At 63.5% G+C, this 23,490-nt stretch carries 22 protein-coding genes; 7 read left to right on the forward strand and 15 right to left on the reverse strand.

Annotated features, from left to right (window positions below):
• Positions 1-54 precede the first annotated feature (54 nt).
• Positions 55-279 (reverse strand): TIGR04438 family Trp-rich protein, encoded by a 225-nt coding sequence (locus GTP77_RS17265; RefSeq protein ID WP_161073383.1) that lies wholly within the window; start codon positions 277-279, stop codon positions 55-57.
• Between the two features lie 135 nt (positions 280-414).
• On the opposite strand from GTP77_RS17265, the gene GTP77_RS17270 reads away from it, so the two are divergent.
• Positions 415-726 (forward strand): c-type cytochrome, encoded by a 312-nt coding sequence (locus tag GTP77_RS17270; protein ID WP_161073384.1) that lies wholly within the window; start codon positions 415-417, stop codon positions 724-726.
• Between the two features lie 27 nt (positions 727-753).
• Here GTP77_RS17270 and GTP77_RS17275 read toward each other — a convergent pair whose 3' ends face one another.
• The 7 genes from GTP77_RS17275 to folD all read right to left on the reverse strand — a co-directional run bounded on the left by GTP77_RS17275 (position 754) and on the right by folD (position 7,669).
• Positions 754-1,884, reverse strand: a complete 1,131-nt coding sequence (locus GTP77_RS17275) for a branched-chain amino acid ABC transporter substrate-binding protein (protein WP_161073385.1) — start codon at positions 1,882-1,884, stop codon at positions 754-756.
• Between the two features lie 79 nt (positions 1,885-1,963).
• On the reverse strand, positions 1,964-3,106 hold the full coding sequence (locus tag GTP77_RS17280; RefSeq protein ID WP_161073386.1) for a branched-chain amino acid ABC transporter substrate-binding protein: 1,143 nt from the start codon (positions 3,104-3,106) through the stop codon (positions 1,964-1,966).
• 136 nt (positions 3,107-3,242) lie between these two features.
• Positions 3,243-3,596: a DUF2486 family protein gene (locus tag GTP77_RS17285; protein WP_161073387.1), complete on the reverse strand. Its 354-nt coding sequence runs from the start codon at positions 3,594-3,596 to the stop codon at positions 3,243-3,245.
• The gene (locus tag GTP77_RS17290; RefSeq protein ID WP_161073388.1) at positions 3,593-4,018 is read right to left on the reverse strand and encodes a DNA polymerase III subunit chi; all 426 of its coding nucleotides are present in this window, start codon (positions 4,016-4,018) and stop codon (positions 3,593-3,595) included. The genes GTP77_RS17285 and GTP77_RS17290 overlap by 4 nt, the downstream gene beginning before the upstream one ends.
• Before the next feature lie 52 nt (positions 4,019-4,070).
• Complete coding sequence (locus GTP77_RS17295; protein WP_229202242.1) at positions 4,071-4,682, reverse strand: glutaredoxin family protein; 612 nt, start codon at positions 4,680-4,682, stop codon at positions 4,071-4,073.
• 27 nt (positions 4,683-4,709) lie between these two features.
• On the reverse strand, positions 4,710-6,794 hold the full coding sequence (locus GTP77_RS17300; RefSeq protein ID WP_161073390.1) for a M3 family metallopeptidase: 2,085 nt from the start codon (positions 6,792-6,794) through the stop codon (positions 4,710-4,712).
• A gap of 29 nt (positions 6,795-6,823) precedes the next feature.
• The gene (folD, locus tag GTP77_RS17305; protein WP_161073391.1) at positions 6,824-7,669 is read right to left on the reverse strand and encodes a bifunctional methylenetetrahydrofolate dehydrogenase/methenyltetrahydrofolate cyclohydrolase FolD; all 846 of its coding nucleotides are present in this window, start codon (positions 7,667-7,669) and stop codon (positions 6,824-6,826) included.
• A 201-nt stretch (positions 7,670-7,870) separates the two neighbouring features.
• On the opposite strand from folD, the gene aceE reads away from it, so the two are divergent.
• Genes aceE through lpdA form a run of 3 tightly spaced genes read left to right on the forward strand, consistent with a single transcriptional unit; the run spans position 7,871 to position 14,081 of the window.
• Complete coding sequence (aceE, locus tag GTP77_RS17310; RefSeq protein WP_161073392.1) at positions 7,871-10,567, forward strand: pyruvate dehydrogenase (acetyl-transferring), homodimeric type; 2,697 nt, start codon at positions 7,871-7,873, stop codon at positions 10,565-10,567.
• Between the two features lie 31 nt (positions 10,568-10,598).
• Positions 10,599-12,281, forward strand: coding sequence for a dihydrolipoyllysine-residue acetyltransferase (gene aceF / locus GTP77_RS17315; protein WP_161073393.1), 1,683 nt, complete (start codon positions 10,599-10,601; stop codon positions 12,279-12,281).
• A gap of 9 nt (positions 12,282-12,290) precedes the next feature.
• On the forward strand, positions 12,291-14,081 hold the full coding sequence (gene lpdA, locus GTP77_RS17320; protein WP_161073394.1) for a dihydrolipoyl dehydrogenase: 1,791 nt from the start codon (positions 12,291-12,293) through the stop codon (positions 14,079-14,081).
• Positions 14,082-14,131: 50 nt separating this feature from the next.
• On the opposite strand, the gene GTP77_RS17325 is transcribed toward lpdA, so the two are convergent.
• Both GTP77_RS17325 and GTP77_RS17330 read right to left on the reverse strand, forming a co-directional pair.
• Positions 14,132-14,440, reverse strand: a complete 309-nt coding sequence (locus tag GTP77_RS17325; protein WP_161073395.1) for a hypothetical protein — start codon at positions 14,438-14,440, stop codon at positions 14,132-14,134.
• An 11-nt stretch (positions 14,441-14,451) separates the two neighbouring features.
• Complete coding sequence (locus tag GTP77_RS17330; RefSeq protein ID WP_161073396.1) at positions 14,452-15,030, reverse strand: peptidoglycan-binding domain-containing protein; 579 nt, start codon at positions 15,028-15,030, stop codon at positions 14,452-14,454.
• Positions 15,031-15,068: 38 nt separating this feature from the next.
• Here GTP77_RS17330 and GTP77_RS17335 point away from each other — a divergent pair, with 38 nt between their 5' ends.
• Positions 15,069-15,269 (forward strand): hypothetical protein, encoded by a 201-nt coding sequence (locus GTP77_RS17335; RefSeq protein WP_161073397.1) that lies wholly within the window; start codon positions 15,069-15,071, stop codon positions 15,267-15,269.
• An 83-nt stretch (positions 15,270-15,352) separates the two neighbouring features.
• On the opposite strand, the gene GTP77_RS17340 is transcribed toward GTP77_RS17335, so the two are convergent.
• The 5 genes from GTP77_RS17340 to GTP77_RS17360 form a co-directional block, all read right to left on the reverse strand.
• Positions 15,353-15,640, reverse strand: coding sequence for a DUF3144 domain-containing protein (locus tag GTP77_RS17340; protein WP_161073398.1), 288 nt, complete (start codon positions 15,638-15,640; stop codon positions 15,353-15,355).
• Between the two features lie 107 nt (positions 15,641-15,747).
• The gene (locus GTP77_RS17345) at positions 15,748-16,353 is read right to left on the reverse strand and encodes a redoxin domain-containing protein (RefSeq protein WP_161073399.1); all 606 of its coding nucleotides are present in this window, start codon (positions 16,351-16,353) and stop codon (positions 15,748-15,750) included.
• A 16-nt stretch (positions 16,354-16,369) separates the two neighbouring features.
• Complete coding sequence (locus GTP77_RS17350; RefSeq protein WP_229202243.1) at positions 16,370-18,559, reverse strand: protein-disulfide reductase DsbD family protein; 2,190 nt, start codon at positions 18,557-18,559, stop codon at positions 16,370-16,372.
• Between the two features lie 39 nt (positions 18,560-18,598).
• Complete coding sequence (locus GTP77_RS17355) at positions 18,599-19,831, reverse strand: RNA polymerase sigma factor (protein ID WP_371869368.1); 1,233 nt, start codon at positions 19,829-19,831, stop codon at positions 18,599-18,601.
• Positions 19,832-19,945: 114 nt separating this feature from the next.
• Positions 19,946-20,614 carry a TetR/AcrR family transcriptional regulator gene (locus GTP77_RS17360; RefSeq protein WP_228893626.1) on the reverse strand — a complete coding sequence of 223 codons (669 nt, stop codon included), beginning with the start codon at positions 20,612-20,614 and terminating at the stop codon, positions 19,946-19,948.
• A 179-nt stretch (positions 20,615-20,793) separates the two neighbouring features.
• On the opposite strand from GTP77_RS17360, the gene GTP77_RS17365 reads away from it, so the two are divergent.
• Complete coding sequence (locus GTP77_RS17365) at positions 20,794-21,879, forward strand: HlyD family secretion protein (protein WP_161073401.1); 1,086 nt, start codon at positions 20,794-20,796, stop codon at positions 21,877-21,879.
• A gap of 7 nt (positions 21,880-21,886) precedes the next feature.
• On the forward strand, positions 21,887-23,479 hold the full coding sequence (locus GTP77_RS17370; RefSeq protein WP_161073402.1) for a DHA2 family efflux MFS transporter permease subunit: 1,593 nt from the start codon (positions 21,887-21,889) through the stop codon (positions 23,477-23,479).
• The last annotated feature ends 11 nt before the right edge of the window (positions 23,480-23,490 follow it).

Below are 23,490 nucleotides of genomic sequence, written 5' to 3' on the forward strand. Positions count from 1 at the left end.
CCTACGCGTAATCCGTTGCGGCGTTGGGCCCAGTAGGGGGATCATGCGATCCTCCTATTTTTTTTTGTTGAAGCTCTGCTTCACGCGGTCCTTGCGGCGCTGTTCGTCCACGTTGTGGGCCTTGCGCTTGTCCAGGCCCAGCATCGGCTCCAGAAACTCGAACCAGACGAAGGCGAACACCATCAGGCCGACGATCCACCACCAGGACACTTCGGCAAAGCGCCACACCTCGAAGTAGCGCAGCCCGCATAGAGCCAGTATCAATAAAATCAGCGGCATAGAAATTCTCCTTTACATCATCTTACAAAAGAAAGACCTATACCGGGGGCGATATTGTGGGCGAGGTCAACCCCGGCTATCATGCCAGCGTTGTGGAAAAGCGTTAGAATGAATGTAGTTACTTTGGAGAAAACGATGAAACGATTTCTGATGATAGGTATGGTGGCCGTTTCGGCTTTCGCTACGCAATCCGCAATGGCGAACGCAGACCTGGCCAAGGCGAAGAACTGCATGGCTTGCCACGCGGTAGCCAACAAGCTGGTCGGTCCGGCCTACAAGGATGTGGCAGCGAAATACGCCGGCCAAAAAGACGCTGAAGCCAAGCTGGTGGCCAAGGTCATGAAGGGCGGTTCCGGCGTCTGGGGCGCGATCCCGATGCCAGCCAACCCACAGGTCAGCGAGGCGGAAGCCAAGACCCTGGTGAAATGGGTCCTGGCCCAGAAATGATGAAAGGAGCCCTCGGGCTCCTTTTTTTTAGCGGACAACTTCGATGAGCTGGCGCTTGCCGTCCTTGTAGCCGTACAGGGTCAGCGAGCCGTTGTTGATGTCGCCGAACTTGTCGAAGCTGATCGGGCCGGTGATGCCCTGGTATTTGATCTTGGCCAGCACCGGCAGGTATTTGGCGGGATCGGCGGACTTGGCTTCGGCCATGGCGGCCGTCATGGCCATCACGGCGTCGTAGGCGTAGGGCGCGTAGATCTGCACTTCCAGGTTGTACTTGGCCTTGTAGCGGGCCGCGAACTCGTCCAGGCCCTTGCGCTGGCTCGGCAGGATGCCGCCCGCTTCGGCGCAGGTGACCAGGCCGTCCGCGCCGCCCGACAGCTTGGGCAGCGCTTCCGTGCACACGCCGTCGCCACCCATGAAGTGGGCCTTGATGCCGAGCGCCTTCATCTGGCGCAGCAGCGCGCCGGCAATGGCGTCCATGCCGCCGAAGAACACCAGGTCCGGGTTCTTGGCGCGGATGGAGGTGAGGATGGCGGTGAAGTCGCTGGCCTTGTCGGTGGTGAATTCCTTGGCGACGATTTGCGCGCCCTTGGAGCCCTTGATGAACTCGGTGGCCACGCCCTGGCCGTAGGCGGTGCGGTCGTCGATCACGGCGATTTTCTTCGCGCCCAGCTTGCTCACCGCGTATTTGCCCAGCGTGCCGCCCAGCTTGTTGTCATTGGCGACGATGCGGAAGGCGGTGTTGAAGCCCTGGTGGGTGTAGACCGGGCTGGTGGCCGAGGCGGAGATCTGCGGGATGCCGGCGTCGTAGTAGATCTTGGAGGCGGGTATCGAGGTGCCGGAGTTCTGGTGGCCGATAATGCCGTTGATCTTTGCGTCCACCAGCTTTTGCGCCGCGGCTGTGCCCTGTTTCGGGTCGCCCGCGTCGTCTTCGGCCAGCAGCACGAACTTGACGGCTTTGCCGTTGATCTTGAAGCCTTTGGCGTTTAAATCCTCAACCGCCATGCGGGCGCCGTTCTCGTCTTCCTTGCCCAGGTGGGCCGAAGGGCCGGAAGTGGCGGCAACGTGGCCTATCTTGACGACTTCCTGGGCCGCAGCCAGGTTGGAGATGCTGCCTGTGAATGCCAGCGCGAGCGCAGCAGCGATGTACTTTATTTGCATGTTGCTATCCTTAAAATGAAAAAAGGCCGTCCAGCGCTGGACGGCCTAGGGCAATTATCGCCGATTATGTGTAACCAGGTTATTTGATGACTTCGGTTTTGGTTTTGACGCCGTTACGGTAGGTGAACAGGGTCAGCGAGCCGTCCTTGATGTCGCCCTTGGAATCGAAGGCGATCAGGCCGGTGACGCCCTGGTATTTGATGTTGGCCAGGTAAGGCAGGTATTTGGCCGGGTCGGACGATTTGGCGTCCGTCATGGCCTGGGCGATCACCATCACCGAGTCGTATACGTAGGGCGCGTACAGCTGCACTTCCTGGTTGTATTTCTTCTTGTAGCGGGCGCGGAAGTCGTCCATATTCTTCTGCAGTTCCGGCGAGACGCCGCCCGCTTCGGCGCAGGTGACCACGCTTTCCGGCGCGTTGTCGCCGGACAGGCGCGGCAGCGCGTCGGTGCACAGGCCGTCGCCGCCCATGTACTTGGCGTTGATGCCCAGCGCCTTCATCTGGCGCAGCAGCGGGCCGCCGACCGAGTCCATGCCGCCGAAGAACACCAGGTCCGGGTTCTTGGCCTTGATGGTGGTCAGGATGGCGTTGAAGTCGGTGGCCTTGTCGGTGGTGAATTCCTTGGCGACGATCTGCACGCCAGGCTTGGCCTTGGTCGCGCCCTTCACGAACTCGTCCTTCACGCCCTGGCCGTAGGCCGTGCGGTCGTCGATGACGGCGATTTTCTTCGCGCCCAGCTTGTTGACGGCGTAAGCGCCCAGCGTGCCGCCCAGCTTTGCGTCGTTGGCGACGATGCGGAAGGTGGTCTTGAAGCCTTGCTGGGTGTATTTGGTCTGGGTGGTGGCGGGCGACACCTGCGGAATGCCGGCGTCCGAGTAGATCTTGGAGGCGGGGATGGAGGTGCCGGAGTTCAGGTGGCCGACCACGCCATTCACGTGGGAGTCGACCAGCTTCTGCGCCACGGTGGTGCCTTGTTTCGGATCGCTGGCGTCGTCTTCGGCCTGCAGCACGAATTTGACGGGTTTGCCGTTGATCTGCGGGTTCTTTGCGTTCAAATCCTCGATCGCCATGCGGGCGCCGTTTTCATTGTCCTTGCCGAGGTGGGACGAAGGGCCGGAGACTGGGCCGACGTGGCCGATCTTGATAATTTCCTGCGCGCTTGCGCTGCCAGCAAAAGCCATTGCGATGGCAAATGGAATCAACTTGGTGTTGAACTGCATGAACATTCTCCGATGGATTAGTAACGGCGGCGTCTCATGAACGCCACTTCTGGTTCCGCTGCACGAGAAGGTACAACAAAATATCCGTCGCGCAAAGCGCGAAGCGGAGGTTTTGTGCAATTTGACTAAATTGATACTATTTTTTCTGCGCTTGCAGATGGGTCAGCTCTTGCGCCACGGCGCGGCTGACGATCTTGGACAGGGTGTCGTGCAGGCCGCTGCGGATCTCCGCCGTCAGCCCGCGCAAGGCGTGGCTCAGCACTTCTTCCATGCTGTCTTTGATGCGCTGCTCCAGCACGAAATCGACGCGCGATTGCAGCTGTCCCAGGATGCGTTCGCAGAGCTGGCGCTCCAGCGTTTCCCATTCGTTCGGCTGCGGCTGCGGAACGGGAGCCTGCTGCACCGCAGCAGGCTCGAGAACAACGGGCTCATCGTCCAGCACTTCGGTCAGGACGGGGATGGACGCATCAAACGGATGGGCTGGGCTCATGATTTGTTGGCGACGAAGTGGGTGGGTTGGTATTCCTGCTGTTTATACGACACATAGCGCTTGCGTCCGGCCGCTGCGTCGTTTTCTTCCGACGACACCACTTCGATCACGCGCTGGAAGCGGGGGAAGATGGCGGGCGTGCGGCTCGACAGATTCACCAGCAGGTCGGTATGCGGCAGCTCGGCCTCGTCGCTGCAGGCCAGCACGATGGGCGTTTCGGCCGCCAGCGCGTCGCCGCAGAGCACATGCGGCAGGTAGTCGACGCCGGAAAACGTCCATAAAGCCTCGTCAAGATCGGCCAACTGCTCCATATCCTCGGCCATCAGCACGATGCGGTTGCGCGCCGCATAGGCCTTGCGCACCAGGCGGCAGGCGTAGGCTATCTTGTCGGGAACGTTGGTATGGAAATCGATACGGGTCATGGCTGGACTGGCAAAGCGAGTGTCGGTCCAGCATTTTAACCGTAGCCGGACTTTAGAATTGGAAATCCGGCGGAGCGTTGACTGGGCGCAAACGGCGTTCACGATCCGCTTGCTCCGCAGCCGCTTTTGCGGCAGCTTTCGACTCCGCCAGCGCGCGCTCCTGGGCGCTGGGACCGGGCGGCGGCGCAGCCGGGGCGGGCGCAGGATTGCTGTAGCCGGCGGGCAGCATGGGCTGGGTGGGATAGCCGGCGTCGGACAGCAGCGTGTCCCAGGTGCTTTGCTCAAAGCCGACCTGCTTGCCGCGTCCTATCAGCAGCAGCGGCAGCTGGCCCGCGCTGCCGGCGCGCTTGAGCACGGCGTGGTCTTCCACGCTGTTGACGGTTTTTTCGGTGTAGGGAATGCCGCGCGCCTGCAGCAGGGCGCGGCCCTGGTCGCAGCCGGCGCAGCTGGCGGTGGTGTACAGCGTGACCGGGCGGCTTTGCACGGCGGCTGCCAGTTCGGCCGGCAGCGCGGGCTGGCTGCCGGTGCTGAAGGATTTCAGCTCCACCGCCTTGCCAGGCGCGGATGCCGGCGGGGGCGTGTCGCTGTAATGCGTCACGCCCTTGGCGTCCTTCCATTTATACATCTGCGCGCTGGCCGTGCCTGCGCACATAAGTAAAACCATTGCCAGCCGCAGTTGCATCATTCCTCCTTATGCCGCCATGCCGCTGTGGCGCAGCAGGGCGTCTATGCTGGGTTCGCGGCCGCGGAAGGCCGTGAACGATTCCAGCGCAGGGCGCGAGCCGCCCACCGACAGGATTTCGCGCAGGTAGCGCTTGCCGGTTTCCGATACCGCGTCTTCGCCCAGCGCCTGGGCTTCCTCGAAGGCTGCGTAGGCGTCGGCGGACAGCACTTCGGCCCATTTGTAGCTATAGTAGCCTGCCGCGTAGCCGCCCGCAAAGATGTGGCCGAAGGAGTTCTGGAAGCGGTTGAACGCCGGCGGGATCACGATGGAGAACTTGGCGCGCACTTCGTCGATCACCTGCTGCACGGTCTTGGCGCCGTCCGGCTGGAAGTCGTAGTGCAGATGCATGTCCAGCAGCGAGAACTCGACCTGGCGCAGCGTCTGCATGCCGGACTGGAAGTTCTTGGCGGCCAGCATCTTGTCGTACAGCGCGCGCGGCAGGGCGGCGCCGGTGGCCGCGTGCGCGGTCATGTGGCTCAGCACTTCCCATTCCCAGCAGAAGTTTTCCATGAACTGCGACGGCAGTTCCACAGCATCCCATTCCACGCCGGAGATGCCGGACACGCCCAGCTCGTTTACCTGGGTCAGCATGTGGTGCAGGCCGTGGCCGAATTCGTGGAACAGGGTGATGACTTCGTCGTGCGTGAACAGCGATGGCTGCACTTTGCCGTCGATAACGGCCGGTTCGGTGAAGTTACAGGTGAGATAGGCGACCGGCGTTTGCAGCTGGCCGTTCGCGCCCAGGCGGCGGCCGCGCGCGTCGTCCATCCAGGCGCCGCCGCTCTTGCCGGCGCGCGCGTACAGGTCCAGGTAGAACTGGCCCAGCAGCTTGCCGTCGCGCTCGATGCGGAAGAAGCGCACGTCCTTGTGCCAGGCGGGCGCCTCGTCCGGGGCGATGGTGACGGAGAACAGCGAGGAAATCAGGCGGAACAGGCCGTCCACCACCTTGTGCTCGGGGAAGTACTGCTTCACTTCCTGCGCCGAGAAGGCGTAGCGGGCTTCCTGCAGCTTTTCGGACGCGTAGGGGATGTCCCAGGCTTGCAGCTGGTCTATGCCCAGCTCGTCCTTGGCGAAGGTGCTCAGCTCGGCGTAGTCCTGCTCGGCGTAGGGCCGCGCGCGGCGCGCCAGGTCTTCCAGGAAGGCGATCACCTGCTCGGGATCCTTGGCCATCTTGGGCACCAGCGAGACTTCGGCGAAATTCTTGTAGCCCAGCAGCTTGGCTTCCTCGTCGCGCAGCTTCAGCAGCGTGACGATGTTGCCGGTGTTGTCCCAGTCCTCGCGCTTGCTGAACACCTCGCCCAGATCGGACGCCTTGGTGGCGTTGGCGCGGTACACGGTTTCGCGCAGCGCGCGCTTGTCCGCGAATTGCAGGATGGGGTAGTAGGACGGGAAGTGCAGCGAGAACATCCAGCCCGGCTTGCCTTCCTTCTCGGCCAGCGCCTTGGCGGCCTGCCTGGCGTCGTCCGGCAGGCCGGCCAGGTCGGCCTCGTCCTCGACCGTCAATTTATAGTCGTTGGTGGCGTCCAGCACGTTTTCCGAGAAGCGCGTCGAGACCGCCGCGTGTTCTTCCTGGATGGCGGCGAAGCGCTCTTTCTGTTCGGCCGGCAGTTCCGCGCCGCCCATGCGGAAGTCGCGGATGGCGTTGTCGATGATGCGTTTGCGCGCCGGTTCCAGCGCGTCGAAGCCGGCGCTGGCGCGCAGCGCCTTGTACTTGGCGAACAGCGCCTCGTTTTGCGCCACGGCGGTGCCGAACTCGGTCATCTTCGGCTGGTTCTCGTTGTAGGCCGCGCGCAGCTCGGGCGTGTCGACCACATTGTTCAGATGGCTGACCACGCCCCAGGCGCGGCCCAGCAGCTCCGAGGCGTCTTCCAGCGGCGCCACGAAGTTGTCCCACGTCACTTCGTCGGTGGGGGCTTCCAGCGCGGCGACCACGGCGTAGCTCTTTTCCAGCAGGTGGTCGATGGCCGGCGTCACGTGTTCGGCCGTGATGGCGTCGAAACGGGGCAGGCCGGAGAAGTCCAGCAGGGGATTGTTGCTTGCGTCAGTAGTCATAGTCTGTCCAATGTGGCCGTGAAGGTTGATTATTTACGCTCGGCCGATTCGATGGTGTTCATCAGCAGCATGGTGATGGTCATCGGACCCACGCCGCCTGGTACGGGCGTGATGTGCGATGCCACTTCCTTGATGCCGGCAAAATCCACGTCGCCGCACAGCTTGCCCGCGTCGTCGCGGTTCATGCCCACGTCGATCACGATGGCGCCCGGTTTCACCATATCAGCGGTGAGCGTATTGCGGCGGCCCACTGCGGCCACCACCACGTCGGCCTGGCGGGTGTACAGGCCCAGGTCCGGGGTGGCGCTATGGCAGATGGTGACGGTAGCGTTGGCTTGCAAGAGCAGCAGGGCCATAGGTTTGCCGACCGTGTTGCTGCGGCCGATGACGACGGCGTGCTTGCCGCGCAGGTCCACGCCGGTGGATTCGATCAGCTTCATGCAGCCGTATGGGGTGCAGGGGCGGAAGCCTTCCAGGCCGGTCATCAGCTCGCCGGCGCTCAGCACCGAGTAGCCGTCCACGTCTTTCGAGGTGGAGATGGCTTCAATGACCTTGTGCGGGTTGATGTGCTTGGGCAGCGGCATTTGCACCAGGATGCCGTGGATGGCCGGGTCGTTGTTGAGCGCATCGATGCGCGCCAGCAGGGCCGCTTCGCTCAGGTCCGCCTCGTACTTCTCCAGCACCGAGTGGAAACCGACGTCGCCGCAGGCTTTCACTTTGTTGCGGACGTAGACCTGCGAAGCCGGGTCTTCGCCGACCAGGATCACGGCCAGGCCGGGCTGTTTGCCCTGGGCGGTGAGTTTGGCGGCGCGTTCGGCAATTTCAGCGCGCAGTTTTTGGGAGAGGGCGATACCGTCGATCAGTTGAGCAGACATGATTTTTGGAGAGGTGGGAGGGAAAAGCAGAATTATACAGGCAAGCAAAAACGGGATATTTCACTATATGAAATGATGTATCGCAATTTGAAAAATAGGGAAATCACTGTTAGAATCTTCACACTAATCCGAAGTCTTAGTAAATAATCACGCAGCACCGTCCGACAGCGATCCGGGCACTCACACTAGGAGACTCAACGCATGGCACCTCAACTTGACCAGGTCACGGCACTCACCGCCAACGATTCTGACGCGCAGGAAACCAAAGAATGGCTGGAGGCGCTACAAGCCGTCCTGGAAAAAGAAGGCCCGGACCGCGCGCACTATCTGATGGAACGCTTGATCGATCTGGCCCGCCAGAGCGGCTCGGATATCCCGTTCTCGGCCAACACGGCCTACGTCAACACCATTCCGGCCCACCTGGAGCAGCACTGCCCGGGCAACCTGGAATATGAAGAGAAGCTGCGCTCGTGGATGCGCTGGAACGCCATGGCCATGGTGGTCAAGGCCAACCGCGTTGACGGCGACCTGGGCGGCCACCTGTCCTCCTTCGCCTCGCTGGCCAATATGCTGGGCATCGGCTTCAACCACTTCTGGAAAGCGCCTAGCGAAAGCCATGGCGGCGACCTGCTGTACATCCAGGGCCACTCCTCGCCCGGCGTGTACGCGCGCGCCTTCCTGGAAGGCCGCCTGAGCGAAGAACAACTGACCCATTACCGCCGCGAAGTCGGCGGCAAGGGTCTGTCGTCGTATCCGCACCCGAAACTGATGCCGAACTTCTGGCAGTTCCCTACCGTGTCCATGGGCCTGGGCCCGCTGATGGCCATCTACCAGGCGCGCTTCCTGAAGTACCTGCACGCCCGCTCCATCGCCGACACCACCGACCGTAAGGTCTGGGCATTCTGCGGCGACGGCGAGATGGACGAACCGGAATCGCTGGGCGCCATCGGCATGGCTGCGCGCGAACGCCTGGACAACCTGGTTATCGTGGTCAACTGCAACCTGCAGCGCCTGGACGGCCCTGTGCGCGGCAACGGCAAGATTATCCAGGAACTGGAAGCGGACTTCCGCGGCGCCGGCTGGAACGTGGTCAAAGTCATCTGGGGTCCGGGCTGGGACGCGCTGCTGAAGCAGGACAAAGAAGGCATCCTGCAAAAAGTGATGATGGAAACGCTGGACGGCGAATACCAGAACTACAAGGCCAAGGACGGCGCCTATGTGCGCGCCAACTTCTTCGGCAAGCATCCGAAGCTGCTGGAAATGGTCGCCAACATGACCGACGACGACATCTGGCGCCTGACCCGCGGCGGCCACGATCCGCACAAGATCTACGCCGCCTTCAAAGTGGCGCAGGAACACAAGGGCCAGCCTACCGTCCTGCTGGTGAAGACCATCAAGGGCTTCGGCATGGGCAAGCACGGCGAAGCGCGCAACACCGCGCACAACACCAAGAAGCTGACCGACGAAGCCGTGCGCGAAATGCGCGACCGCTACTCGATCCCTATCCCGGACGACAAGCTGGCCGACATCCCGTTCTACAAGCCTGCCGACGACGCGCCGGAAATCAAGTACCTGCACGAGCGCCGCGCCGCGCTGGGCGGCTACCTGCCGCAGCGCCGCATGCAAGCCGACGAGAAGCTGACCGTGCCGGCGCTGACCGCATTCCAGAACGTGCTGGACGCGACCGCCGAAGGCCGCGAAGTGTCGAGCACCCAGACCTTCGTCCGTATCCTGACCACGCTGCTGAAAGACCCGAGCATCGGCGCGCGCATCGTGCCTATCCTGGTCGATGAATCGCGTACCTTCGGTATGGAAGGCCTGTTCCGCCAGGTTGGCATCTTCAACCAGCAAGGCCAGTTGTACGAGCCGGTCGACAAAGACCAGGTGATGTACTACCGCGAAGACAAGGCCGGCCAGATCCTGCAGGAAGGTATCAATGAAGCGGGCGGCATGAGCTCGTGGATCGCAGCCGCGACCTCGTACTCGACCAACAACCGCGTGATGATTCCGTTCTACACGTACTACTCGATGTTCGGCATGCAGCGTATCGGCGACCTGGTATGGGCCGCCGCCGACATGCGCGCCCGTGGCTTCCTGATGGGCGGCACCGCAGGCCGCACCACGCTGAACGGCGAGGGCCTGCAGCACGAAGACGGCCATAGCCACCTGTTCGCAGCGGCTGTACCGAACTGCATGCCTTACGATCCGACCTTCGGCCACGAAGTCGCCGTGATCATCCAGGACGGCCTGCGCCGCATGGTGGAAGACCAGGAAGACGTGTTCTACTACATCACCATCATGAACGAGAACTACCCGCACCCAGGCATCAAGCCGGGCCAGGAAGAGGGCATCCTGAAGGGCCTGTACCTGCTGCAGGAAGGCGACAAGTCGCTGAAGCAGCGCGTGCAGCTGATGGGTTCCGGCACCATCCTGCGCGAATCGCTGTTCGCACAGGAACTGCTGAAGAACGACTGGAACATCGCGGCCGACGTGTGGTCCGCACCGTCGCTGACCCTGGTGGCGCGCGACGGCCAGGATGCGGAACGCTGGAACCTGGTCAACCCGACCAAGGAACCGCGCGTGCCTTACGTGGCGCAGCTGATGAAGGACACCACCGGTCCTATCGTGGCGACCACCGACTACATGCGTGCGTTTGCTGAACAGATCCGCGCCTTCATCCCGAAAGACCGCACCTACCGCGTGCTGGGCACCGACGGTTTCGGCCGCTCGGACACCCGCGCCGCACTGCGCGAGTTCTTCGAAGTGAACCGTTACTACATCACGGTCGCTGCGCTGAAATCGCTGTCGGAAGAAGGCAAGATCGACGTGTCCGTGGTTGAACAGGCTATCGTCAAGTACGGCCTGAACGCGGACAAGCCAAATCCGGTGACCCAATAATCCGCTGAGAAAAAGAAACGGAGCAAACGCTATGAGCATTGTGGAAGTTAAAGTCCCGGATATCGGCGATTTCAAAGAAGTTGAAATCATCGAGCTGATGATCAAAGTCGGCGACACGATCAAAGTAGACCAGTCGCTGATTACCGTTGAATCGGATAAGGCCAGCATGGAGATTCCTTCGAGCGCCGCCGGCGTGGTGAAGGAAATCAAGGTCAAGGTAGGCGACAAGGTTGCGGAAGGTTCGCTGCTGCTGTTGCTGGAAGCTGACGGCGCTGCCGCGGGTGCTGGCACTGCCAGCACGCCGGCCGCCCCTGCCGCTGCTGCTCCGGCAGCTGCAGCACCAGCGCCTGCCGCTGCTGCACCGGCTCCGGCCGCAGCACCGGCCGCCGCCTCCGGCCCTGTCGAAGTAAAAGTACCGGACATCGGCGACTTCAAGGAAGTGGAAGTCATCGAAGTGATGGTCAAGGTTGGCGACACCATCAAGGTGGACCAGTCGCTGCTGACCGTTGAATCGGACAAGGCCAGCATGGAGATTCCTTCGTCGCACGCTGGCGTGGTCAAGGAAGTCAAAGTCAAGCTGGGCGACAAGGTTGCCATGGGCACGGTCGTGCTGGTGGTTGAAGCCACCGGCGGCGCAGCTTCGGCGCCAGCCGCTGCCGCCCCTGCCGCTGCACCCGCCGCCGCTTCGGCTCCTGCCGCCGCACCAGCCGCAGCTCCGGCGCCAGCCGCTGCAGCAGCTCCGGCCGTATCGCAAGGCTCGGTTGAAACCAGCAAGCTGGCGCACGCATCGCCATCGATCCGTAAGTTCGCCCGCGAACTGGGCGTGGACCTGGGCAAAGTGCCAGGCAGCGGCCAGAAAGGCCGCATCACCCAGCTGGACGTGCAGAACTTCGTCAAGGGCGTGATGGCCGGCACTACCGCAGCTCCTGCGGGCGCTGCCGCTCCTGCCGGCGCTTCGGGCGGCGGCAACTTCAACGTGCTGGCATGGCCGTCGCTGGACTTCAGCAAATTCGGTGAAACCGAACTGCTGCCCCTGTCGCGCATCAAGAAGATCTCCGGTCCTAACCTGCACCGCAACTGGGTGCAGATCCCGCACGTCACGCAGTTCGACGATGCAGACATCACCGATCTGGAAGCGTTCCGCGTCGAGACCAACAACGCCAATGCCAAGAACAAGGACGCAGCCAAGCTGACTATGCTGGCCTTCGTCATCAAGGCATCTGTCGCCGCGCTGAAGAAATTCCCGACCTTCAATGCATCGCTGGACGCCAATGGCGAAAACCTGATCCTGAAGAAGTACTACAACATCGGCTTCGCAGCCGACACGCCGAACGGCCTGGTGGTGCCGGTTGTGAAGAACGCCGACCAGAAGTCCGTTTCGCAGATCGCCCGCGAAATGACCGAGCTGTCGCTGCAAGCGCGAGAAGGCAAGCTGAAGCCGACCGACATGCAAGGCGCCACCTTCACCATCTCGTCGCTGGGCGGCATTGGCGGCACGCACTTCACGCCTATCGTCAACGCGCCGGAAGTGGCCATCCTGGGCCTGTCCAAAGCGTCGATCAAGCCGGTATGGGACGGCAAGGCCTTCCAGCCGCGCCTGATGATGGGTACGTCGCTGTCCTACGACCACCGCGTGGTCGACGGTGCAATGGGCGCCCGCTTCTCCGTGTACCTGAGCGAAGTGCTCGGCGACATGCGCAAAATTCTGCTGTAAGGAGCGACTATGAGCACAGTAGAAGTCAAAGTCCCTAACATCGGCGACTTCGCCGAGGTGGAAGTGATTGAAGTGATGGTCAAGGTCGGCGATACGATCAAGGCCGACCAGTCGCTCATCACCGTCGAATCGGACAAGGCCAGCATGGAAGTGCCTTCGTCGCACGGCGGCGTGGTGAAAGAACTGAAGGTCAAGGTTGGCGACAAGGTCAAGGAAGGCGTTGTGCTGCTGGTGCTGGAAGCCGCAGCGGGCGCCGCTGCCGCAGCTCCGGCCGCCGCAGCACCTGCACCTGCCGCAGCAGCTCCGGCGCCAGCCGCCGCTGCTGCTCCTGCCGCGCCGATCGCCGCACCAGCCGGTAGCAGCTATGCCGGCCAGGTCGACATCGACTGCGACATGATGGTGCTGGGCGGCGGTCCTGGCGGCTACTCGGCCGCCTTCCGCGCCGCCGACCTGGGCCTGAACACCGTGATCGTCGAGCGTTACGAAACGCTGGGCGGCGTGTGCCTGAACGTGGGCTGCATCCCGTCGAAAGCGCTGCTGCACGTGGCGTCCGTGATCGACGAGACCGCGCACATGTCCAACACCGGCGTTACCTTCGCCAAGCCGACCATCGACATCGACCAGGTACGCAAGTACAAGGAAGGCGTGATCAAGAACATGACCGGCGGCCTGGCCGGCATGGCCAAGGCACGCAAGACGCAGATCGTCACCGGCGTAGGCCAGTTCCTGAGCGCGAACCACATCGAAGTGACGGCGAAAGACGGCAGCAAGAAAGTCGTCCAGTTCAAGCAAGCCATCATCGCGGCCGGTTCGGCTGTAGTGAAGCTGCCGTTCGTGCCGGAAGATCCGCGCATCGTCGATTCGACCGGCGCGCTGGAACTGCGCCAGATCCCGAAACGCATGCTGGTGATCGGCGGCGGCATCATCGGCCTGGAAATGGCGACGGTGTACTCCACCTTCGGCGCGCGCATCGACGTGGTTGAAATGATGGACGGCCTGATGCAAGGCGCGGACCGCGACGCGGTCAAAGTCTGGCAAAAGTTCAACGAGAAGCGCTTCGACAACATCATGACCAAGACCAAGACGGTTGCGGTCGAGGCCCTGCCGGAAGGCATCAAGGTCACGTTCGAAGCAGCGGAAGCCGGCGCCACCGCGCCAGCGCCGCAGATCTACGACCTGGTGCTGGTGGCCGTGGGCCGCAGCCCGAACGGCAAGAAGATCGCCGCTGAAAAAGCCGGCGTGATCGTCACCGATCGCGGCTTCATCAACGTCGACAGCCAGATGCGCACCAACGTGCCCAACATCTTCGCCATCGGCGACCTGGTGGGCCAGCCCATGCTGGCGCACAAGGCGGTGCACGAAGGCCACGTTGCAGCGGAAGCTGCGGCAGGCCAGAAGTCGCACTTCGACGTGAAGGTGATTCCGTCGGTGGCCTACACCGATCCGGAAGTGGCATGGGCCGGCATTACCGAAGACGAAGCGAAAGCCAAGGGCATCAAGGTCGAGAAGGGCCACTTCCCTTGGGCGGCAAGCGGCCGCGCCGTGGCCAACGGCCGCGCCGAAGGCTTCACCAAGCTGCTGTTCGACGCTGAAACGCACCGCATCATCGGCGGCACCATCGTCGGCACGCACGCTGGCGACATGATCGGCGAAATCGCGCTGGCCATCGAAATGGGCTGCGACGGCACCGACATCGGCAAGACCATCCACCCGCACCCAACCCTGGGCGAGTCGATCGGCATGGCCGCCGAAGTGTACGAAGGCGTCTGCACCGACCTGCCTCCGCCGCGCAAGCGTTAAGCTGCAAGCATCTCCCTAAAGCCCGGTGTCCGCACCGGGCTTTTTTCGTCTTACCGAAAGCTGGTTACAGAATCGTTTGTTTGAGCGCGAATTATTTCTGACACGCGGGGATCATTTTTGTATTTGGCGCTTAGCTGCTCAAGTTGTTTTTGAGCGGCTTGACAATGCTTGACGACAGACCGCTCGATTTCCCGCTGCCGCTTTTCGCTTAAACTGCCGTCAAATTCTCCCGCGAAATGTTCGCAAGCATTGGCGTTGCGAATGAATGCCTGGACATCTTTCGGTGTGGCGCTGCTCGCTTGCGTGGTGCCGGACGCCATAAAGCATGCAAGCACAGCCAAGGTTTTCATCTGCATCATTTTCCCCTGCGCTAGCGCCCGTTGTTTGACCAATGAGGTACATCTCTCCCGCTGCCAGCGTATTTCTTCACGCCGTAGGTCGCTCCGACTTCGATCAGTTGCCGATTCATTCCGTTGCGAGGCAGTGATTTGATTTGAACCAGCTTCCCGTTTGCATCCTTCACTGATACGGCGCCACGCCAAGTCAGTGACATGTCGATTGCCAGCCCCAGGTTATGTTGGGAGCGAAGGGCCGGCTTTGTGCGCAGGCGTCGCAGCGAAAGGGCGTCAACCATATCTTTTGCTGCGCGCATGGATTCAGCAGATGCCGGATGCTGCCATTCTATATCCACGCCAACCATAGCTGGAATTGAGCTGGCGTCCGTCTTGTCATTCGCTATGCGCCAAGCCCAATGCATCAGGTAGGATCGTTTTGCCGGCCTGTAGGTGGCATCTATTTCAACCTTGATGCCAGCTTCAGTCATGGCATGTATAAAGTCTTCAACCGCGTGGCGGAATGTGCCGTTTAGGTCTTTGGTGTCTCTGCTACCCGGAAAGCGCCGCGCCCATTGAGCGCCACTTAATTCCTTGTTCTGTTTGGATGTGGCCATGTCAAACCTCCGTTTTTCGGCTTAATTAGCCGACGCTGGTGGAAGTTCAAAGGCTAGCCGAGGCCAAAGATGATGGCGTTGATCGCGGCCAAACTGCATGCGGTTTATTTTCGCATCCCAGTGATACGCGCAGCTTCCTGAGCATGGCGCAAGGCTGGTGGCGCGGCTATCTGGTGATGATGTTGCAGAGCTATCTGCTCTACAGGGCTTACCGCGCTGCTCTAAAGCGGGCTGAATGACAAACCGCCCGGCCTTGATGAGGGCCAGGCGGCTGATCGCCCCGGCGACCGGGATCCCGGGGCTGGAACTGCGTCCCGCGCGATTACTTGGTGCGGTACTTTTCGAAATTGGTTTCGAAATCGCCGAAGTTATCGTTCAACATCTTCTCGTGCTGCTCTTTGTAGTACTGCATCGCCGCTTCCTTTTGCTGGGAAAAGGCAGCTTGCTCGCCAGTGGATACGGCCAGCATGTAGGCGTTGAAGCGGGTAGCCGCGAACAGGATGGCTGGGCCGATGGTGTTGCGGTCCATGGTCTGTGCCTTGTCGTTGGCCAGGTTGATGAAGGAATCGACAAGTTGCCAGAATTGTTCGTCGTTGTTAGGGGTGGTCATTGATGTCTCGGTATGAATTTAAACGAGTGGGCATCCTGCCACGAATCGGCGCAATAGTCGAGCGGCGGCGCGCCGGGCGCCGCCTTGTACGCGGCCAGTGTTGCCGATTAGCCGTATTTCACCGAGCAGCCATAGGGCTGGGTCACTGGTTTGCTGACCGGCTTGCCCGCCGTGACTTCGTCGATGGCCTGCACCACGTAGTTGCTGGCGCCGGCGATATCGGCGGCATTGGCGCTCGGCTTGCTGTCAATGGCGCCGGCGTACACCAGTTTGCCGGCCGGATCGATCAAGTACATATGCGGCGTGGTGCGCGCGCCGTAGGCACGGCCGATCTTGCCGCTGTCGACCAGGATGGCGTTGGCCGTGGCTTTTTTCTCTTTGGCCCAGCTGGACAGCGAGGCGGCCGATTTGGGATCGCCGTCCGGCGCGGCGCTGGTGCTCACCGACAGCCACACCACCTGCTTGCCGGCGGCGTGCTTTTGCGTGCTTTGCATATTGCCGCTGTTGTAGTGCTTTTGCACGAAGGGACAATCGGGGTTGACCCATTCGAGCACCACGTATTTGCCTTTCAGGCTCTCCAGCGATACCTGCTTGCCTGCGGTGTCGATGCCGGTGAATGCCGGCGCAAGCTGGCCCACCGCCGCTTGCGCCATGGCCAGTGCGCTGGCCGTCAAACCTGCGATCAATGCTGCCGTCAACGTCAGAGTTTTCATGCGATTTCCTTTCAGGTCAGAGTTGTTTCAAAGCCGTCCTTACTTGTTCCACCGTCAGCAGTTCGGACAGCAACTGCGGCGGGGCGTCCCCGGGTGCGTACAGCACGTACACCGGCACCCCGTTGCGGCCCAGCCGGGCCAATTGCTGCGTGATGGCCGGATCGCGGCGGGTCCAGTCTGCGCGCAGCAGCACGACGTTTCTGGCGTCGAAGTCCGCCAGCAGGCGGGCGTCCGCCAGCGTCGCCCGCTTGTTGAACTGGCAGGTGACGCACCACGCGGCGGTGAAGTCGACGAACACCGGCTTGCCCGCCGCGCGCGCCTGCGCCACTGCCGTTTCGGACCAGGCAGACCAGCGTGCGCCTGCCTGGGTTTCTTTCTTTGCGCTGACCTCATTGCTACCGTTGCCGCTGTCGGCGCGCAGCAGCGGGCCGGCGGTGCCGACGGCGGCCGCCAGCGTCAGCAGGCCTGCGCCTGCCAGCAGCACGCGCGTACGGCGCGTGCGGACCGGCGTGCCCAGCGTCCAGGCGGCGAAGGCCAGCGCCACCAGCATGGCCAGCGCGGCTGCCATGCCGTCGATGCCGGTCTGCTGGCCCAGCACCCAGGCCAGCCACACGACGGTGGCGAACATGGGGAAGGCCATCAGCACCTTGAAGCGCTGCATCCAGGCGCCCGGTTTCGGCAGCACGCGAGCCAGGCCGGGCCAGCAGGATGCGGCCAGGTAGGGCGCGGCCATGCCGAGGCCGAGCACCACGAAGATGGCCAGCGCCTTGGGGGGCGATTCCGTCAGTGCCGCGCCCATGGCGGCGCCCATGAAGGGCGCGGTGCAGGGCGACGCTACCGCCACCGCGAGCGCGCCGCTCAGGGCGTCGTCCAGCAGGCGGTTCCTGGCGCGGAAGCTGGCCAGGGCGCTGGGCAGCATGGTGCCGAATTCGAATACGCCGGCCAGGTTCAGGCCGATCAGGGTGAACAGGGCGGCCAGCAGGAACACCACCGTCGGGGACTGCAGCTGGAAGCCCCAGCCCAGCTGTTCACCGCCCGCGCGCAGGGCCAGCAGCAGCCCTGCCAGCGCGGCAAACGACAGCACCACGCCTGCAGTATAGGCAATGCCGCCGGCGACTGCCTGTTTGCGCTCGTTGGCGTGCTGCGCCAGGCTGACCAGCTTGAGCGACAGCACGGGGAACACGCAGGGCATCAGGTTCAGGATGGCGCCGCCGATGAAAGCGAAGAGCAGCGTAAGCAGGAAGGCGGGGGCGCCGCTTGCGGCACCGGCGGAGGCTGCGCCCGCCGCGCCCGAACTAATTGCTGCGCCTGCGGCAGGCGCGTTTGCGCTTGGTGCTGAACTGGCGCCAGCCGTGCCCGGATTGGCTGTGCTGGCGGTGTTGGGCCAGCCGCCTGCAAGCGGGACAGGGATGGACCAGCCGGCGGGCTGGGTGGCGGCTTTCAGGATGATCTGCAGCGCGGCGGGGCTCTCGCTGCGTTGCGCGGAGAGCGGAACGCGTAGCTGGAGCGTGCCATCTGTCCAGCGCTGGTCTACTTTGGCGGCGTAGTCGATCACGCCGGCATCTTCCATCATCAGGCGCAGCGGCTGGCCTTGCGCGGCGGCGGGCAGGCCGCGCACTTCCATGGCGAGCGCGTTGCCGTCCACGCGGGCGCTGGCGCTGGCTTGCGGGACTGTTACCGGCACGGCGGCGCGGGCGGCGTTGAACAAGGCTTCGTGCGCGGCCGTGGGCTGGGCGGTTGGGATGGTCAGCAGGAAGTCGCCTGATTCTGGCAGGCAGATTTCCTTGCATACCAGCCATTCGGCGTGCAGTTTGATGTCCAGCGTTTTACCCGCATAGCCTGCGGGGACGGTCACCGGCACCGGCAGCAGCACGCGGCCTTCGTAGCCGTAGTTCAGCAGGGGGCCTAGCGGCAAGTGCTGCGGCGTGGGCCAGCTAATGTCGCCGGCCGTAAATCCGGTGGGCAGCGTCCATGCGAGCGTGGTCGGCAGGCCGGAGTCGCCGGGATTTTTCCAGTAGGTGTGCCAGTGCGGCTGATGTTCGATCGATAGCCCCAGCCACAGCGGCATGCCGTGCTGGACGCCCTGCGGCGAGTGCGCCAGCAGCTCGGCCCGCACGTGGTCCGTGACGAGGGCCGTGGCCGCAGCTGCATGCCCCGGCAGCGCCGCCAGCAGCGTGACCACCACCATCCCGGCAAGCCGTGCCATTTCCGGTTTTGCGCTACGTATCAAGGCAGCAGCCCTCCGTTACAGCAGGTTGAGCGTCATGTCGATATGGCTGGCCACGGGCGCGCTGTTGACCAGTTCGCGCGCGCGCAGCATGGCCGCCTGCGCGTCGGTGTTGCGGCCCAGGCGCTTGAGCAGCATGCCGCGCACGCTGAAATAGTAGGCGTAGCCGGACAACTCGGCCGCCAGCGGCTCTATCATCACCAGCGCCGCAGTGGGTCCGCGCAGCTTGTTCACCGCCACCGCCCGGTTCAGTGTGACGATGGGCGAGGGATGCACCACTTGCAGCACCGCGTACAGGCGGTCGATTTCGGCCCAGTCGGTGCCGGAGGCGGTTTCGGCCTGCGCGTGCACCGCCGCCACCGCCGCCTGGATCTGGTAAGGCGTCAGCTCGCGGCAGTGCAGCGCCGTGTCCACCATGGGCAGCGCCTCGTCGATCAGGGCCAGGTCCCAGCGCCGCCGGTCCTGGTCGTCCAGCAGGATCAGGGCGCCCTTGGCGTCCACCCGCGCGCCGGAGCGCGCGTGCTGCAGCATCAGCAGGGCCGCCAGGCCGAGCGCGCCGCCGTCGTGCGGGAACATGCGCGCCAGCAGCCGCGCCAGGCGGATCGCCTCCTCGCACAGCTCCATGCGGATGTATTGCCGCCCGCTGCTCGAGGCGTAGCCTTCGCTGAACAGCAGATACACCATGGCCAGCACGGTTTTCAGCCGCGCCGCGCGCTCGTGTGCGGCCGGTTCGTCGAAGGAGGTGCCGGTTTCCGCCACGCGCCGCTTGGCGCGCGCGATGCGCTGCTCCATGGCGGGCTGGCGCAGCAGGAAGGCGTGCGCCAGCTGCGCCACCGTCAGGCCGCAGACCGTGTGCAGCAGCAGCGCGATCTGGTAGGACGGCGGCAGGCCGGGATTGGCGCAGATGTAGAGCAGGCGCAGCGTGTCGTCGCGGAAGGGCACGAAGTCCAGGTTGCGCTGCAGGCCGGGCAGGGCGTCCATGCTGTCGGCCACCAGGTCGGGGTCGGAATAGGCGCTGCTCTGGTGGCGCACCGGCGCCATGCCGGCGTTGCGGCCGCAGGCCACCAGCCAGGCCAGCGGGTCGCCGGGCAGGCCGGTGCCGGGCCATAGCAGGCGTGCGCGCATCGCCGCGTCCTGCCATGCGGCCAGGGCCAGGTCGAGGTCGCGGAAGGTGCGCAGCAGCGCCGCCAGCGTTTGCGGGCGGTGCAGGGACAGCAATTGCGCAATGGTGTCGTTGTCGGGTGGCGCCACGTCGGTTCGGTAACTCGTGCAAAGAGAGGGTAAAGGCCTAGCTTACGGCAAAGCGCGTGGCAGCGCTTAGCCGGGGGCGTAAAAAAACCGGGCCTGGCCCGGTTTCTACTGACTCTACTTTTGCAAGGCGCCGCCCAGGAACAGGTCCACGCCCACCTCCACCTGCCGCAGCACGTCGGGCATGGGCAGGGTCTGATTGATGACGAAGAGATAGCGTTTCAGCTGGTCGCCCATGATGCAGTTCAGCAGATGCACGGTCAGCGCTTCCGGCGTCATGTCCCCGCGCAGCTGGCTGCGGATGTCGGGGCGCGCGAAGAAGCGCTGCAGCGCCTCGCGGGTCTGCCTTGGGCCGGCCTCGAAGAAGGCCTGCGCCAGTTCCGGGTTGGACATGGACTCGGCGATCACCATGCGGTGCACGGCCAGCACCTGCGGTGAGGCCACCAGCTGGCCGAAGCGCAGGCCGAAGTCGAGCAGGATCTCGCGCAGCGGGCGCACCGAGGTTTCCATATCGTGCATGGTGGCGAAGAAGTGCGCGCAGCCGGCATTGATGACGGCCGTGAACAGGCCGGCCTTGCCGCCGAATTTCACGTAGATGGTGCGTACCGCCACGCGCGCCTGCTTGGCGATCATCTCCAGGCTGACCTTGCTATAGCCCTTTTCCAGGAACAGCCGGGCGGCGATTTCCACCAGCTCCTGGGTGCGCGCCTCGGCTTCGGACGCGCGCGGCCGGCCCGCCGTCTTGGCGGGGCACAGGGGCAGGCCGAACAGCTCGGGTTCTGGCAATAAGGATAATTTTTCTGGACTGGCGGGCGTCATGGCAGCTAGCGATGGATTTGATCGAGATCTTAACAGATGGGGACTGTAGTCCAAATTAAAATGAAATGCAATCGTTTCATTTCTTGACTTGGACTGGGACTTGGCGAATAATGCACCTATCCCATTTCATTATCCCGGAGCACTACATGTCCAACCAAGCAGAGCAAAAAATGCTGAGCGCAGCCCCTGCCGCCCCCGCCGCCACGCCGCCGAACCGCCGCGTGCTGGTGATCGCCGGCCTGATCGCGCTGGCCGCCATCGGCGCCGGTGCGCGCATGTGGTACCGCAGCCATCATTTCGTGGAAACCGAGAACGCCTACGTGGCCGGCCACGTGCATCCGGTGTCTGCCCGCATCTCCGGCGTGGTGACCAAGGTGCTGATCGAAGACAACCAGTTGGTAAAGCAGGGCGACGTGATCGCCGAACTGGACCCGTTCGACCAGCACGTGAAAGTGGAGCAGATCGAAGCGCAGATCGCCACCGCCGAGCAGCAAGTGTTGCAGTCGGAAGCGCAGATCGCGCAAGTGAACGCGCAGGCCGGCGCCGCCGCCGCGCAAGTGGCGCAGTCCGAAGCGCAGCTGCTGCGCGCCAGGCAGGACGCCGAGCGTTACGGCCAGCTGTACAACAGCCAGATGAAAGCCGTCTCCAAGGCTGAACTGGACGCCGCCAACGCAGGCCGCTCCAGCGCCGTGGCCGACCTGGCCGCGCGCAAGGACAGCGCCGCCGCCGCCAAGGCCCAGACCACCGCCGCCGCCGCCGCGCGCGACGTGCTGAAGGCGCAAGTGAAAGTGCTGCGCGTGCAGCTCAAGGACGCCCAGCAGCAGCTGGCCTACAACCGCATCCTGGCACCGGTGACTGGCCGCATCGGCAAGCGCTCGCTGGAAGTGGGCCAGCGCGTGCAGCCGGGCCAGCAGCTGACCGCCATCGTGCAGGACAACGTCTGGCTCACCGCCAACTTCAAGGAAACCCAGCTGGCCGACCTGAAAGTGGGCCAGCCGGTGCACGTCACCATCGACGCCATGCCGGGCAAAACCCTGGTCGGCCGCGTGGACAGCTTCGCGCCCGCCTCCGGCGCCCAGTTCGCGCTGCTGCCGGCCGATAACGCCACCGGCAACTTCACCAAGATCGTGCAGCGCGTGCCGGTGAAGGTCACCTTCAAGCCGGAAGACGTGAAAGCGCTGAGCGGCCGCCTGGTGCCCGGCATGTCCGCCATCGCCGAAGTCGAACTGTAATTAAGCCATGAGCAGCACCACTATCAACCAAGCCCCGGCGCTGCCGCAGAACGGCCAGAAGGTCGACCTGCGCACCTGGATCGCTGTCGGCGCCGGCATGCTGGGCGCCTTCATGGCGGTGCTGGACATCCAGATCACCAACGCCTCGCTGAAGGACATCCTCGGCAGCCTGTCCGCCACCCAGGAAGAAGGCTCGTGGATCTCCACCGCCTACCTGGTGGCCGAGATCATCGTTATCCCGCTGACCGCGCTGCTCACGCGCGTGTTCGGCGCGCGCCGCTACATGATGGGCACCACCGCCTTGTTCCTGCTGTTCTCCACCCTGTGCGGCGCGGCCTGGAATCTGGAAAGCATGATCGTGTTCCGCATGGCGCAAGGCTTCACCGGCGGCGCGCTGATACCGATGGCGTTCACGCTGGTGATGCTCAAGCTGCCGCCGTCCAAGCGCGCCGCCGGCATGGCCATCTTCGGCCTGACCGCTACGCTGGCGCCCTCGATGGGTCCCACGCTGGGCGGCTACCTGAGCGAAATCTACGGCTGGCCCTCCATCTTCTACATCAACTGGGTGCCCGGCCTGCTGCTGATCGCCGGCGTGGCCTACGGCCTGGATGCCGAGAAGACCAAGTGGGGCGACCTGCTCAAGACCGACTGGCTGGGCATAGGCTTTATGGCGCTCGGCCTGGGCTGCCTCACCATCTTCCTCGAAGAAGGCAACAGCAAGGACTGGTTCGACTCCGGCTTCATCATCACCTTCGCCGCGCTGGCGCTGACCGGTTTGCTGGGCTGGATAGTCACCAGCGCGACAAGGGCCAACCCCTTCGTCAACCTGGCGCTGTACGGCCAGCGCAACTTCCTGGTCGCCACCGCGCTGTCGGCGGTGTTCGGCATGGCGCTGTACGGCTCGTCCTTCCTGCTGCCGCTGTACCTGGGCCAGATCGCCGGCTACTCGCCGATGCAGATCGGTGAAGTCATCATGTGGGCCGGCCTGCCGCAGCTGTTCATCATGCCTTTCGTGGCCAAGCTGTCGGGCAAGGTGGACAACCGCATCCTGTGCTCGTTCGGGCTGCTGATGTTCGGCGTGTCCTGCCTGATGAACGCCTATATGGACGCGACCACCGGCTACGACCAGCTGCTGGCGTCGCAAGTGGTGCGCTCGCTGGGCCAGCCCTTTGTGATGCTGACGCTGTCCAACTTCGCCATGCAAGGCATCGCGCCCAAGGACATGGCCTCCGCATCGAGCCTGTTCAACATGACGCGCAACCTAGGCGGCTCGATCGGCATCGCGCTGCTGGCCACCTCGCTGTCGCAGCGCGAGCACTTCCACTCGCAGCGCCTGGGCGAAGCGGTCAACTCCTTCGCGCCGGCCGCGCAGGAGCGCATCGCCGCGTTGACGCAGTCGTTCATCAGCAAGGGCTACGAAGCGGTGATGGCGGGCGAGCAGGCGCTGAAGGCGATCGACGGCATTGTGCGGCGCGAATCCTATGTGATGGCCTATAACGACGGCTTCTTCATCGTCAGCGCGATCCTGCTGGCTTGCATACCGGTGCTGTGGATGTCCGACAAGGTCAAGTCCCCGGGCGGCGGTGGCGGCGCGCACTAAGAACACCAGAC

It is taken from the genome of Pseudoduganella aquatica, assembly GCF_009857595.1.
GTDB lineage: Bacteria > Pseudomonadota > Gammaproteobacteria > Burkholderiales > Burkholderiaceae_D > Rugamonas > Rugamonas aquatica_A.

What these genes read in the sequence shown, in the direction of transcription:
- GTP77_RS17340 (WP_161073398.1), bottom strand. Translation starts at nt 15,640, where the DNA reads ATGACCACCCCTAACAACGACGAACAATTCTGGCAACTTGTCGATTCC.
- GTP77_RS17275 (WP_161073385.1), bottom strand. Translation starts at nt 1,884, where the DNA reads ATGCAAATAAAGTACATCGCTGCTGCGCTCGCGCTGGCATTCACAGGC.
- GTP77_RS17350 (WP_229202243.1), bottom strand. Translation starts at nt 18,559, where the DNA reads ATGGCACGGCTTGCCGGGATGGTGGTGGTCACGCTGCTGGCGGCGCTG.
- GTP77_RS17285 (WP_161073387.1), bottom strand. Translation starts at nt 3,596, where the DNA reads ATGAGCCCAGCCCATCCGTTTGATGCGTCCATCCCCGTCCTGACCGAA.
- lpdA (WP_161073394.1), top strand. Translation starts at nt 12,291, where the DNA reads ATGAGCACAGTAGAAGTCAAAGTCCCTAACATCGGCGACTTCGCCGAG.
- GTP77_RS17265 (WP_161073383.1), bottom strand. Translation starts at nt 279, where the DNA reads ATGCCGCTGATTTTATTGATACTGGCTCTATGCGGGCTGCGCTACTTC.
- GTP77_RS17345 (WP_161073399.1), bottom strand. Translation starts at nt 16,353, where the DNA reads ATGAAAACTCTGACGTTGACGGCAGCATTGATCGCAGGTTTGACGGCC.
- GTP77_RS17365 (WP_161073401.1), top strand. Translation starts at nt 20,794, where the DNA reads ATGTCCAACCAAGCAGAGCAAAAAATGCTGAGCGCAGCCCCTGCCGCC.
- aceF (WP_161073393.1), top strand. Translation starts at nt 10,599, where the DNA reads ATGAGCATTGTGGAAGTTAAAGTCCCGGATATCGGCGATTTCAAAGAA.
- GTP77_RS17280 (WP_161073386.1), bottom strand. Translation starts at nt 3,106, where the DNA reads ATGCAGTTCAACACCAAGTTGATTCCATTTGCCATCGCAATGGCTTTT.
- aceE (WP_161073392.1), top strand. Translation starts at nt 7,871, where the DNA reads ATGGCACCTCAACTTGACCAGGTCACGGCACTCACCGCCAACGATTCT.
- GTP77_RS17300 (WP_161073390.1), bottom strand. Translation starts at nt 6,794, where the DNA reads ATGACTACTGACGCAAGCAACAATCCCCTGCTGGACTTCTCCGGCCTG.
- GTP77_RS17330 (WP_161073396.1), bottom strand. Translation starts at nt 15,030, where the DNA reads ATGGCCACATCCAAACAGAACAAGGAATTAAGTGGCGCTCAATGGGCG.
- GTP77_RS17270 (WP_161073384.1), top strand. Translation starts at nt 415, where the DNA reads ATGAAACGATTTCTGATGATAGGTATGGTGGCCGTTTCGGCTTTCGCT.
- GTP77_RS17325 (WP_161073395.1), bottom strand. Translation starts at nt 14,440, where the DNA reads ATGATGCAGATGAAAACCTTGGCTGTGCTTGCATGCTTTATGGCGTCC.
- GTP77_RS17290 (WP_161073388.1), bottom strand. Translation starts at nt 4,018, where the DNA reads ATGACCCGTATCGATTTCCATACCAACGTTCCCGACAAGATAGCCTAC.
- GTP77_RS17295 (WP_229202242.1), bottom strand. Translation starts at nt 4,682, where the DNA reads ATGGTTTTACTTATGTGCGCAGGCACGGCCAGCGCGCAGATGTATAAA.
- folD (WP_161073391.1), bottom strand. Translation starts at nt 7,669, where the DNA reads ATGTCTGCTCAACTGATCGACGGTATCGCCCTCTCCCAAAAACTGCGC.
- GTP77_RS17370 (WP_161073402.1), top strand. Translation starts at nt 21,887, where the DNA reads ATGAGCAGCACCACTATCAACCAAGCCCCGGCGCTGCCGCAGAACGGC.